11 protein-coding genes are annotated in these 12,190 nt (G+C 71.5%); 4 read left to right on the top strand and 7 right to left on the bottom strand.

Going from position 1 to position 12,190, the window contains the following annotated elements; genetic code table 11:
• Window positions 1–9: 9 nt before the first annotated feature.
• The gene (locus ACH34R_RS14080) at window positions 10–1,245 is read right to left on the bottom strand and encodes an MFS transporter (RefSeq protein WP_397561822.1); all 1,236 of its coding nucleotides are present in this window, start codon (window positions 1,243–1,245) and stop codon (window positions 10–12) included.
• A 230-nt stretch (window positions 1,246–1,475) separates the two neighbouring features.
• Window positions 1,476–2,021 carry a TetR/AcrR family transcriptional regulator gene (locus tag ACH34R_RS14075; protein ID WP_397561821.1) on the bottom strand — a complete coding sequence of 182 codons (546 nt, stop codon included), beginning with the start codon at window positions 2,019–2,021 and terminating at the stop codon, window positions 1,476–1,478.
• Between the two features lie 137 nt (window positions 2,022–2,158).
• On the opposite strand from ACH34R_RS14075, the gene ACH34R_RS14070 reads away from it, so the two are divergent.
• Entirely contained in the window at window positions 2,159–3,325 is a 1,167-nt protein-coding gene (locus ACH34R_RS14070; RefSeq protein ID WP_397561819.1) for a cysteine desulfurase family protein, read from the top strand.
• A gap of 276 nt (window positions 3,326–3,601) precedes the next feature.
• On the opposite strand, the gene ACH34R_RS14065 is transcribed toward ACH34R_RS14070, so the two are convergent.
• The 3 genes from ACH34R_RS14065 to ACH34R_RS14055 form a co-directional block, all read right to left on the bottom strand.
• Window positions 3,602–4,651 carry a DUF695 domain-containing protein gene (locus tag ACH34R_RS14065; RefSeq protein ID WP_397561818.1) on the bottom strand — a complete coding sequence of 350 codons (1,050 nt, stop codon included), beginning with the start codon at window positions 4,649–4,651 and terminating at the stop codon, window positions 3,602–3,604.
• Between the two features lie 624 nt (window positions 4,652–5,275).
• Window positions 5,276–5,758 (bottom strand): hypothetical protein, encoded by a 483-nt coding sequence (locus ACH34R_RS14060; protein ID WP_397561817.1) that lies wholly within the window; start codon window positions 5,756–5,758, stop codon window positions 5,276–5,278.
• Complete coding sequence (locus ACH34R_RS14055; protein ID WP_397561815.1) at window positions 5,755–6,279, bottom strand: RNA polymerase sigma factor; 525 nt, start codon at window positions 6,277–6,279, stop codon at window positions 5,755–5,757. Before ACH34R_RS14055 ends, ACH34R_RS14060 begins: the two co-directional genes overlap by 4 nt.
• Window positions 6,280–6,366: 87 nt before the next feature.
• Between ACH34R_RS14055 and mnmA the strand changes: the two genes are divergently transcribed.
• Window positions 6,367–7,440 carry a tRNA 2-thiouridine(34) synthase MnmA gene (gene mnmA / locus ACH34R_RS14050; protein WP_397561814.1) on the top strand — a complete coding sequence of 358 codons (1,074 nt, stop codon included), beginning with the start codon at window positions 6,367–6,369 and terminating at the stop codon, window positions 7,438–7,440.
• A gap of 35 nt (window positions 7,441–7,475) precedes the next feature.
• On the opposite strand, the gene ACH34R_RS14045 is transcribed toward mnmA, so the two are convergent.
• On the bottom strand, window positions 7,476–7,910 hold the full coding sequence (locus tag ACH34R_RS14045) for a GNAT family N-acetyltransferase (protein ID WP_397561813.1): 435 nt from the start codon (window positions 7,908–7,910) through the stop codon (window positions 7,476–7,478).
• 69 nt (window positions 7,911–7,979) lie between these two features.
• Window positions 7,980–8,624, bottom strand: a complete 645-nt coding sequence (locus ACH34R_RS14040) for an MBL fold metallo-hydrolase (RefSeq protein ID WP_397561812.1) — start codon at window positions 8,622–8,624, stop codon at window positions 7,980–7,982.
• 19 nt (window positions 8,625–8,643) lie between these two features.
• On the opposite strand from ACH34R_RS14040, the gene ACH34R_RS14035 reads away from it, so the two are divergent.
• Complete coding sequence (locus tag ACH34R_RS14035; RefSeq protein WP_397561811.1) at window positions 8,644–9,651, top strand: methionine synthase; 1,008 nt, start codon at window positions 8,644–8,646, stop codon at window positions 9,649–9,651.
• A gap of 100 nt (window positions 9,652–9,751) precedes the next feature.
• The gene (ligA, locus tag ACH34R_RS14030) at window positions 9,752–12,022 is read left to right on the top strand and encodes an NAD-dependent DNA ligase LigA (RefSeq protein ID WP_397561809.1); all 2,271 of its coding nucleotides are present in this window, start codon (window positions 9,752–9,754) and stop codon (window positions 12,020–12,022) included.
• The last annotated feature ends 168 nt before the right edge of the window (window positions 12,023–12,190 follow it).

The raw sequence follows: 12,190 nt of genomic DNA, 5'->3' as shown, positions 1-12,190 counted from the left end.
CGGGGGTGCTCAGGCGGCCATGGGGTCCTTGGCCGCCTGCCGTACCTCCTCCGCGCGCACGCCCGGCAGTGCCGTCAGTTGCAGGACAGGGCGCTCCGGTACGGCCGGGCGGCGCGGCAGCAGGCGGGTCATGATCGCGATGACCACGCCCAGCACCACCGCGCTGAACATCGCGGTCCGCAGGGACGCGTGGTCGGAGACGAAACCGATCACCACCGGTCCCAGCAGCAGGCCCGCGTACCCCATCGCGCTGGTCTGCGCGATGGCCGGGCCGGGCGACCCGGTGGCCGTGCCCGCCAGGGAGAGCGCCACGGGCGAGATCGTCGCCACCGCGACCCCCACGAACACCATCCCGATGATCGCCACCGCGGCCGTGGGCGCGCTGACCACGACCGCGAACGTCGCCGCCGTCGCCAGCCCGGACAGCCCGAGCAGCGCCGGGGCGCCCACCCGGGCGCGGACCCGGTCGCCGGCCAGCCGCCCGGCCAGCATGCCCGCCTCGAACAGCGGGTAGCCGAGCGCGGCCAGCGCCTCCGGGGCGCCGAGGGTGTTCTGCAGGAACAGGCCGTTCCAGTCGGCGATCGTGCCCTCCACCATGAACGCGCAGAACGCGATCACGCCCAGCAGGTAGACCACGGGCGGTACGCGCCGCGCGCCGGTCCGTGCGCCCCGCCCGGCGTCCTGGCGAGGCTCGGCCAGGTAGGCACGGCCGATCACGATCAGCACCGGCAGCGCCGCCACGGCGACCAGCGTCAGGTGCGTCCCGTACGGCAGGCCCGCCGTGATGGCCAGCGTGCCGAGCAGTCCAGCGGAGATCGCCCCCACGCACCAGCCCGCGTGCATCCCGTTCATCAGGTGCCGCCCGGCGGCCCGCTCCACCACCGAACCCTGCGCGTTCATCGCGATGTCCACAGTGCCGAACGCCATGCCGAACGCCGCCGCGCCCGCGAGCAGCAGCGGGAAGTTCGGTGCGAGCGCCACCAGGACCAGCGCCGCCGCGCACAGCGGCCCGCCGACGCGCAGTACCGCGTGGCTGCCCGCGCGGGCCATCACCGCGCGCATCGACTGCATCGTCACCAGCGCGCCGACGCCCCAGGCCAGTAGTACCGCGCCGACCGCCGCCTCATTCAATTCGAGCCGGTCGGCCAGCGCCGGAATGCGCACGGTGAAGCTGCCGCACAAAAGCCCAGCCAGGACGAATGTGACGATAGCCCCAATTCTGGCCGTTCTCAGCTCGCGGGTCATCGTCGCTCCTTTCCAATGCAATAGAAGGTGCTCACGTTTGGTTTCGGCGGCGGCGAGGCGGGCACACAGAAGCAGGTCGCCCGAACGGCCCGGGCCGTTGCGGGCGACCACCAGTGGGCGATCTCGCAGGGGGGGGATCGGCGGAGCGGCGGCGCAGGCCGCCGTCAGCGGGGCATCACGAGGAGCCGGTCGGCCGCTTGCCTGGGGGGTGCGGGGTGATCTGTGCGGCCTCAGCGCAGCATGGCGAGCAGCCGTTGTTCCAGATCGTCGTAGTGCTGTTGAGAGTAGAGGCCGGGCGCATGTGTGGCGACTTCCCAGACCCCCTCACAGGCCAGGCGCACGACCTCCGAGACCGCCGGGTCGGGCTCGCGGGCGAGCTCGTCCGAATGCCATCGGGCCATCGCCTCGCGCAGCGGCGCGAGCAGGTCGGGGTCTCCGGCCGCGGCCGTGACGACCGCCCATCGTCGCAACCGGCCGGTGCGCAGCGCGGCGAACGTCGCGTGGACATAGCGCTCGGTGTAGGTGCGCGGCTGCCCGTTCGGCCCGCTCGGCCCGCTCGGCCCGCCGGGTGGGGGATGCTCACCGATGAGCTGGTCGAAGTCGGCGATGAGCCGCTCGACCAGGGCGCGGATCAATGTTTCCTTGCTGTTGAAGTGATAGAGAAGGCCCCCTTTGCTGACGCCCGCGGTCTGGGCGCAGGTGGCCAGAGTGAGCGCCGATGCGCCACGGTCGGCCAGCAGCCGCTCCGCCGCGTCGAGCAACTCGTCTCTCTTCACATAGCTACTGTACCGGCCGGACGGTATAGCAGGCAAACCCGGGACTCCGCATACTCGAAAGCGCGGCTAGTCTTGGAAGGTCGTATTCCCCGAAAGGGTCAGTACTACAGGTATTGGTAAGTGAGGGGAGGGCGGTCGTGCATTCGGCCTATCTCGACCACGCGGCGACAACGCCGATGCGTGCGGAAGCCATCGCGGCGATGACCGAGCAGCTCGGCCAGGTCGGCAACGCCTCGTCGTTGCACGCGGCCGGACGCCGGGTGCGCAGGGTGGTCGAAGAATCCAGGGAGGCCATCGCCCAGGCCCTGGACGCGCGGCCCAGCGAGATCGTCTTCACGGCCGGCGGCACCGAGGCCGACAACCTCGCCGTCAAGGGGCTGTACTGGGCGCGCAGGGCCGCCACCGGGGCCACCCGGATACTGCTCAGCGCGGTCGAGCACCACGCGGTGCTGGACGGCGCGCACTGGCTGGCCGAGCACCAGGGCGCGCAGGTCGAACTCCTGCCCGTCGATGAGTACGGCAGGGTCCACCCCGACACGCTCAGGGCCGCGATCGAACGCGACCCGGAGAGCGTCGCCCTGGTCAGCGTCATGTGGGCGAACAACGAAGTCGGAACCGTGCAGCCGGTCAAGGTGCTCGCCGCCGTCGCGCACGACCACGGCGTCCCCTTCCACACCGACGCGGTGCAGGCCATCGGGCAGCTTCCGGTGTCGTTCGCGGGCTCGGGGGTCGACGCGCTCACCCTGTCCGGGCACAAGGCGGGCGGCCCGATGGGGGTCGGCGCGCTGCTGCTGGCCAGGGGCATCGACCCGGTTCCCGTGCTGCACGGCGGCGGCCAGGAGCGCGACGTGCGCTCGGGCACGCTCGACGCCCCGGCGGTGGCCGGGTTCGCGGCGGCGGTGACCGGGGCGGTGGCCGAGCAGGAGGAGCAGGCCAAGCGGCTGACCGCGCTGCGCGACGAGCTGATCGCGAAGGTCCGCGCCGCGGTACCCGACGTGGTCCTCAACGGCGCCCCCGACGACCGGCTGCCCGGCAACGCGCACTTCTCCTTCCCGGGCTGCGAGGGAGACGCGCTGCTGATGCTGCTCGACGCCAAGGGGGTCGAGTGCTCCACGGGTTCGGCGTGCTCGGCGGGGGTGGCGCAGCCTTCGCACGTACTGCTGGCGATGGGCACGGGGGCCGCGGCGGCCCGCGGATCCCTGCGCTTCACCCTCGGCCACACCTCCACCCAGGAGGACATCGACCGCCTCGTCGAGGTCATCGCGCCAGCCGTGGACCGCGCCTCCCGCGCCGGCCTGAGCTGACCCACCGCCCGCCACATCGCCCACGCGGTGGACGTACCGGCCCGAGCTGCCCCGCCGACGGCCCGGGTCTTCGCCCGGCGGTGAACATACCGGCCTGAGCCGGGCCCGCCGGGCGGCCGACGGGCTGGGGCGTTGCCTGGGGGCTGGCCTGGACTGAGGTCTTCGTCCTGGTGGTGGGCGTACCGGCCTGGGTCGGGCCCGGCGGGCGGCGGAGATCATCGGCTCCTCCGTGAGGGATGCGCCTCCCGCGTCGGCCCGAGGTGGTTCGGTAGGAGGTCAGGCGAGGAAGGGGGAGACCTCCGCCCAGGCGGGGTCGTCCTCCGCCTCGACCTCCACGTCGCCCTCCCGCCAGGTGCTCGCCAGTTCCTCGGCGTGCCGTTCGGCGTCGCCCTCCGGGTCAGCGTAGATGTGGATCACCCGCTGGCCGTCCGAGCTGATGTGCGCCACCAGTACCGCCGACTCCGGCTTCAGCCCGGCCGCCAGCCGCTCCTCGAAGTCGCGCAACGCCGGTACCGAGGCTCCGTCGGGCAGGCCGTCGGCGTCGCGGTGCCGGTAGCCCAGGCCGATCGCGACATGCCGGTCGAAGATCGGGTAGTCCACCGGCCGCAGCGGATAACGTACCGTCGCGACCAGCTTCGCGCCGTCGGCCGTCTGGCCCTCCATCAGCGCCCACTGCTCCTCGGCGAACTCCGCCGCCACATCGGCCACCACGCTCGGCAGATGTACCGCGGCCACCGCGTCGATGGGCTGGAAGGCGGCCGGCTGGATCTCACCGATCCAGCGGGCCACGTCGTCCTCGCCGAGCAGCCAGTCGAGCGCGAGCAGCGTGGCCGACAGCCGGGTCTCCTCCTCCAGCAGCGTGAAGATCGGGTGGTAGGCGGTCACATCGACGCGCGGCTTGCCGCGCGGCACGTGCAGCCCAAGCATCAGCTTGTCGAAGTCGAACTCATACCCGCCGACGTCGATCGACAACTCCGCGGCGGCCTGGTTGGCCTGCCGCGCCGGGTGGTACTCCCAGTGCTCGTCGGGCGGCGGCGCGGCCAGCGCCCAGCGGTGCGCCAGCGAGCGCAGTTCGGGATCGCCCGCGGCGGTCACCACGAGTGCCTGCTCCGCCGACCGGCCGGGGGCGATCTCCCACACGAGCGACGGATGCACCGCCGCCACGGCGGCCTCGATCCGCTCGGCCAGCTCGTCGTTCCCCCCAGCTACGACCAGCCCATCCAGCTCCGGCCTTGCCTGTGACCACCACTCCCAGAACTTCGCGATCTCCGCGGAACGCTGAGAACGCGGCCCGGACTCCCCACCATCGCGGCCGAACAATCGCATGCAGGGGATGCTAGCCGCTATGTGGTCATGCCGCTCGCTGTGCTCATGGCGCTCGCTGTGCTCATGGCGCTCGCTGTGCTCATGGCGCTCGCTTCGCTCGCGCTAGGCCCGGGCGCCCTGAAGGCCGCGCCCTCCTCTCCTCGCTCAGTCGCTCACTCGCTCGTCCCTCGCTTCCTCACTCCATCGCTCGTCGCTCCGGACACGACCGCGCCCGGGCAAAGCAGAGCGCCTCGCTTCGCTGGCGCAGGCCGTGCTTGGTTGCGGTGGGAGAGTCCATGATCGCTCGCATTCCCCCGCCTCCGGCGGGGACGCGCTCTACACCCCGAGCGAGGAGGTGCTCGAAGCCGCCGTCGTCGGGCTGCTCGCCGACCAGGTACGGCGCTGTATGAGACTGCGGGCCTTCAAGTGGCTGCTCGCGAACTGGTGGCCGGACACGCCGGATGGCTAGGCGTTAAGGGCCGCCGGGAGGCGGTTCAGGTCAGGAGCGTGATCAGGCCGGTGAGGAGGAGGGCGGTGGTCAGGGTGATCGCTAGGAGCAGGGCTTTCGGGCCGAAGCGGCGGTGGATGAGCTTCGGGTTGTGGGTCATCGTGATCTCCTGAATTTCCATGGTGGGGCGAGTGCGGTCACTGGTTCTCTCGGTGGGTCAGTTCGTGCAGGCGGCGTACCAGGGCCGCTCGTCGGAGGTGGGCGCGTACCGTCAGGAGCAGGGACGTGGTGATGAACACGCCCCCGACCGTCAGGACCGGCCAGGTGGCGGTGTCGCGCTGGGCGGCGACGGTCGTCAGGACCGCGGTGGTCGTGATGGAGGCGGTCAGGGCGAGCCAGGCGGCGATCAGGCGGTCGGTGGCGAACAGTGGGACCCGGCGGGTCAGCAGCCAGCCGCCGTACCCTGCCCAGGCCAGGCAGAATGTGGTGAACATCGCGAATGCCAGATGGGTGTGGCCGGGGAGCGGGCCGGGCTCCGACCACCACAGGGCGCCTGTGAACGCCGCGCCCGTCGTGCCCGCCACCAGTGCCGTCACCGCGCGGATGCGGGTTCTCGGTGACAGTACCGGTGTCAGGTGTTCGATCATGTCCTGCGCCGACAGGCGCGGTTCGTCGGTCATGGCCGGTATCCCTTCTCCTCCAGGTGTTCGCGCAGCAGGCGGCGGGCGCGGTTGAGCCGGGACTTGACCGTTCCGGCGGGGATCTGGCAGATGTGTGCGCATTCGTCCACCGGCAGGTCCTCCAGGTAGAAAAGGACGAGGATCTCCCGTTCCAGTACCGGCAGCGCGGACAGCGCGCTCACCAGCGCGGCCCGATCCACCATCGCGTCGGCCGGATCTTGGACCGTGCTGTCGCCGGCCAAAAGAACCTTCTCGGCCTGGGCGTACTCCGCGCGCAGCCGTTCGGTGATCGAGCGCCGGGCGATCGTGAACAGCCATGGCGTGAACCGGCCGGGTTCCCTGAGCCGGGGCAGGCCACGGACCACGGCCAGCCAGATCTCCTGGCTGACGTCGTCGGCCCGGTCGGCGTCCAGCATGCGCCGGACGTACGTCCACACCGGCACCCGCCACCGCGCCAGCAGCTCGGCCAGCGCCTCGCGCTCGCCCAACTGGGCGCGGATCACCAGCGCCTCATCAGTCATCTCGTCCTCCTGTCACCATGCACAGTCGGGCCAGCGGCCGTGGAGGTTCACGATCGCCCGGCGAAGACGGGTACGCTCGATGGTGTTATGGGACTTCGTGTGCTTGCCGCCATGTCGGGCGGTGTCGATTCGGCCGTGGCCGCCGCGCGGGCGGCCGAGGCCGGGCATGATGTCACCGGCGTGCATCTGGCGCTGTCGGCCAACCCGCAGTCGTACCGCACCGGGGCGCGTGGGTGTTGCACGGTCGAGGACGCGCGGGATGCCAGGCGGGCCGCCGACGTGATCGGCATTCCCTTCTACATCTGGGACATGGCCGAGCGTTTCGCCCGTGACGTGGTGGACGACTTCGTCAGCGAGTACGCCGCCGGCCGTACGCCCAATCCGTGCGTGCGCTGCAACGAGAAGATCAAGTTCGCCGCGGTGCTCGACCGGGCGCTGGCGCTCGGGTTCGACGCCGTGGTCACCGGGCACCACGCGCGCCTGTCCGGCGGCGTGCTGCGGCGCAGCGTCGACGCCGGCAAGGACCAGTCCTACGTGCTCGCCGTGCTCACCGGCCGGCAGCTCGGGCACGCCATGTTCCCGCTGGGCGACTCCACCAAGGCCGAGGTCAGAGCGGAGGCCGCGGCCCGCGGGCTGTCGGTCGCCGACAAGCCCGACAGCCACGACATCTGCTTCATCGCCGACGGCGACACCCGCTCCTTCCTGGCCGAGCGGCTGGGCACGGCGGAGGGGCCGGTCATTGACGCCCTGTCCGGGGAGGTGGTCGGCGGCCACCACGGGGCCTACGGCTACACCATCGGGCAGCGCCGGGGCCTGGCCCTGGACCGCCCGTCGGCCGACGGCCGACCCCGTTACGTGCTGTCCATCGAGCCGGTGTCCAACACCGTCACCGTGGGGCCGCGCGAAGCGCTCAAGGTCGGGTCGATCACCTGCGAGCGTCCGGTCTGGAACGGCCCGGTCGCGGGCCCTGCCGAGCCCCGGGCCTGCACCGTGCAGCTTCGCGCGCACGGCGAGGTGTACGGCTGCCGGGCCCAGCTCACCGGCGACACCCTGCACATCGAGCTGGACGAGCCGGCCACCGGCGTGGCGCCCGGCCAGACGGCCGTCCTCTACGACGGCGACACCGTGATCGGCTCGGCGACCATCTCGGCCGCCGCCTGAGGCCCCGAGCCGATAGGCCCGATAAGGCGGATAGGTCAGGCTTCCAGCCGTTTGAGCAGGTACACGTCCTCGTGGCCGCCGGGGATGCCCGGCACCCGGCTGATCTCGGCGTAGCCCTGCCGCTGGTAGAAACCGGGCGCCTGGAACGTGTAGGTCGAGACGATGACCCGGTCGCAGCCCCGTCGTCCGGCCTCCAGCTCGGCGGCCTTGAGGATCTTGGCGCCCCAGCCGTGCGCGCGGCCGTCCTCGCGGACCCAGAGCAGCGAGATCAGGCACAGGGCGCCCCAGGTGTAGGCGGTCAGGCCGCCGACCAGCTCGCCGTCGTCATCGACGACCTTGACGGAGAACGAATCGCCGTAGGCCGCGCCGGTGGCGGCCTCGTTGAACGCGGTCAGCTCCCGGTCGAGCCGTTCGTCGAGCTCGCGGTCGTCGCCACCGATGGTCAGGATGGGGGTCGGCTCTGCTGTCACGCTGCCGGAGTATGTCAGCAGGCCGGTTTCGGTGCGACCGAATTTCGCCGGCCGGTGGCTCCTGGAGCGTCACAGCGCGACCGTCTCGCCGATCGCCAGCCTGCGGAACTCCGCCTTCTGCTCATCGCCCTCACCGGCGAGCCAGTTGTCGATCAGCCCGAGACCGGCCTCGCTGTAGAGCGCGTCGTGCGTGGAGTACGCGCGCTCGGGCCGTACCTCGCGCAGGTAGCCGATCATCTCGGCCAGCTTCAGCCACGGACCGCCGGTCGGCACCAGCAGCGTGTGAACGTCGACACCCGGCACGGTGAGGGCGTCGCCCGCGTAGAAGACCTGCTCCTCCACCAGGAATCCGACGTTCTGCACCTGCGGCAGGTCGGGGTGGTTCTTGGCGTGCAGCTCGCCGAAGGTCCGGACCCGGAAGCCCGCCGCCTCGAAGGCGTCGCCGTGACGGACGGTCTGGATCTGCGCGGGCACCCCCGAGTCCGTCAGGACGCTCGCGACGGCGTCGCAGGTCCAGATGGACAGCCCTGGCTCGGCCGCGGCGGCGGCGCGCAGCCGTTCGGGCTCCAGGTGGTCGAAGTGCTCGTGCGTGATCAGCACCGCGTCCGCGCCCTCCAGGGCCGACTCCTCGCTGAACGCGCCGGGGTCGATGACCAGGACCTTGCCGTCCTTCTCCAGCCGGACGCACGCGTGTGTGAACTTGGTCAGTTCCATGGGGCCTACGCTAGCTGCCGTGAGTGAATATCCCTGGAGTGAGGCCACGGCGACCGGAGTCGGGTCGCATCCGGGCGAGTTCCACCTGGAGGCGCTGCGGGTGGTCTTCGGCGAGGTGCCGGCCCTGCCGTACCTCCCGGAGCTGCCCGCACGCGGTGTCGGCGCCGACATGATCGGCCGGACCGCCGGGCTGCTGGTGGAGCTGCCGGTGGAGGTCCAGCCGTCCGGGTGGAGGTTCGCCGACCGGCCGGGCCGCGACGTCCGCAGGGCGTACGACCACCTGGCCAGAGACCTGGACGGGCTGGAGGAGGTCGCCCAGGGCTATGAGGGGCCGCTGAAGCTCCAGGTCTGCGGGCCGTGGACGCTCGCCGCCGCGATCGAGCTGCGGTACGGGGACAAGGCGCTGGCCGACCCGGGAGCCGTGCGCGACATGGCGGGCTCGCTGGCCGAGGGGGTCGCCGCACACGTGGCCACGGTACGGCGGCGTGTGCCCGGTGTGACCGCCATCGTCCTCCAGGTGGACGAACCCGGCCTGCCGGGCGTGCTCGCCGGAACCGTCCCGACCGCCTCGGGCTTCGGCCGGCTGCCCGCCGCCGAGCCCGACATCGTGGCGCAGCACCTCACCACCGTCTTCGCCGCCACGGACGCGTTCCCCATCGTGCACTGCTGCGCCCCCGGCGTGCCGTTCACGCTGCTGCGGAGGGCCGGGGCCAAGGGCGTGTCGACCGACGCGGCGCTGCTGCGCCGCCGTGACGAGGACGCGCTCGGCGAGGCCGTGGAGGCCGGTACGGCGCTGTTCCTCGGCGTGGTCCCCGGCACCGACGTACCGCTCGCCGACATCGGCGTGATCGCCGGACCCGCCCAGCGGCTGTGGGGCAGGCTCGGCTTCCCGCCCGCCACGCTCGCCGCCCAGGTCGTGCTGACCCCCGCCTGCGGGCTGGCCGGGGCCTCGCCCCGCTACGCCACGCAGGCGCTGGCCCGCTGCCGCGAGGCCGCCGTGGTCCTGCGCGAAGATCCGGGGGAGTAGCCCCTGGCCAGGGTCGCAGCCGCTGTTTGTCGGTGCCAGGCGGTACGTTTTTCCAGTACAGGACCGAGCCTGGCGCGGCCGGCAGAGGGGAGAGGTGGCCATGGGCACCGATGCCGAAGGCGTTGACAGCGGTGTCGACGACACTGTGGACGGCGCTGGTGACAGTGCTGTCGACAATGGCGTGGACGTCTCGGCGAGACGGCGGCACGCCGAGCTCACCGAGCTGATCGACGACGCCAACTGGCGCTACTACGTGCTCGACTCGCCCACGGCGAGCGACGCGGAGTACGACGGGTGGATGCGGGAGATCCGGGCGCTGGAGGAGGCCCACCCGGCGCTGCGCACCCCCGACTCGCCCACCCAGCGGGTGGGCGCGCCGATCTCCACCGACTTCGCCACCGTGCGGCACCTGCGCCGGCTGGAGAGCCTGGACAACGCGCTGACCGACGACGAGCTGACGGCGTGGATGGCCAGGGTGGAGAAGCTGGCCGAGGGCGACGCCGGGCCCTACCTGTGCGAGCTGAAGATCGACGGGCTGGCCATCGCGCTGGTCTACGAGAAGGGCCGCCTGGTGCGCGGCGCGACCCGTGGTGACGGGCGCGAGGGCGAAGACGTGACGCCCAACGTCCGCACCATCCGCGACGTGCCCGACCGGCTGACCGGGTCCGACATCCCCGACGTGATGGAGGTGCGCGGCGAGGTCTTCCTGCCGGTCGAGGGCTTCCTGCGGCTCAACGAGCAACTCGTGGCCGACGGCAAGCAGCCGTTCGCCAACCCGCGCAACTCCGGGGCCGGCTCGCTGCGGCAGAAGGACCCGAGGGTCACCGCGCAGCGCGAGCTGCGGATGATCACCCATGGCGTGGGCCTGTGGCAGGGCGGCGCGCGCGAGCCGCAGTCGCAGTCGGAGGTCTACGCGCGGCTACGCGGGTTCGGCCTGCCGGTCAGCGACCTGTACCAGGTGGTAAGGGACCTCGACGGGATCAAGGCGTACATCGAGCACTACCGGGAGCACCGCCACGATCCCGCCTACGAGATCGACGGTGTGGTGATCAAGGCCGACCGGCTGGCCGTGCAGCGCGCGCTGGGCTCGACGAGCCGCGCGCCCCGGTGGGCGATCGCCTACAAATACCCACCGGAAGAGGTCAACACCCAGCTTCTCGACATTCAGGTAGGGGTCGGGCGCACTGGGAGGGTCACCCCGTACGGGGTGATGAAGGCCGTCGAGGTGGCCGGCTCCACGGTCGAGCGGGCCACTTTGCACAACGCCTCGGAGGTGGCCCGCAAGGGCGTGCTGATCGGCGACACCGTGGTGTTGCGCAAGGCGGGCGACGTCATCCCCGAGATCGTCAAGCCGGTGACCGAGTTGCGCGACGGCTCCGAGCGGGAGTTCGTGATGCCGACGCACTGCCCCGAGTGCGGCACCGAGCTGCGCCGCCAGAAGGAGGCCGACGTCGACATCCGTTGCCCCAACGCCGAGACCTGCCCGGCGCAGTTGCGTGAGCGCGTCTTCTTCGCGGCCGGGCGCGGGGCCTTCGACATCGGGTCACTGGGCTACATCGCGGCCACCGCGCTCACCCGGCCGCTCCCGCCGGAGCAGCCGCCGATCCGCACCGAGGCCGACCTGTTCGACCTGACCGTCGAGCGACTGCTGCCGATCCGGACGGTGATCCGCGACCGCGAGACCGGGCTGCCCAAGATCGACGAGAAGACGGGCGAGGAGAAGGTCGTCACGTTCTTCGCCAATCTCAAGGGCGAGCCGAAGAAGCTCACCCTGGAGTTGATGGAGGAGCTGGAGAAGGCCAAGCGGCAGCCGCTGTGGCGGGTGCTGGTGGCATTGTCGATCCGGCATGTGGGGCCCACGGCGGCGCAGGCGCTGGCGGCCGAGTTCCGCGACCTCGGCCGGATCTTCGCGGCCACCGAGGAGGAGCTGGCCGAGGTCGAGGGCGTCGGGCCGACGATCGCCGCCTCGCTCAAGGAGTGGTACGCGGTCGACTGGCATCGCGAGATCGTCGACCGGTGGCGGGCGGCCGGGGTGCGGATGGTGGACGATCCGCCCGCCGAGCAGCTTCCGCAGACCCTGGCCGGGCTGACGTTCGTGGTCACCGGCAGCCTTGACGACTTCAGCCGGGACGAGGCGGGCGAGGAGATCGCCAAGCGCGGCGGCAAGGCCACCGGGTCGGTGTCGAAGAAGACGAGCTTCCTGGTGGCGGGGGAGAACGCCGGGTCGAAGTACGACAAGGCGCTTCAGCTCGGGGTGCCGATCCTCGATGAGGCCGCCTTCCACCTGCTGCTCGCCGAGGGCCCGGACGCCGTCCGGCCCGAGCCCGAGCCCGAACCGGGGCCTGCTCAAGAGCCTGAGCCGGAGTCCTGAAGGTCACGACTGCGGGACGACCACGTGAGACGACGGACACCAGACGGGCATCGGGGGCAGCATGGGAGAACAGCCGGAACTCCTGTTCCGGCCAATTTGGTATACGAAATTTCCGAATTTTTCCCTCACTGAGGGTGACGAAATCATGACCGAACCGGCGGCGATGTA

Origin of the sequence: Spongiactinospora sp. 9N601 (genome assembly GCF_044326295.1) — a bacterium.
GTDB lineage: Bacteria > Actinomycetota > Actinomycetes > Streptosporangiales > Streptosporangiaceae > Spongiactinospora > Spongiactinospora gelatinilytica.
This window is presented reverse-complemented; position numbering and strand designations above follow the sequence as displayed.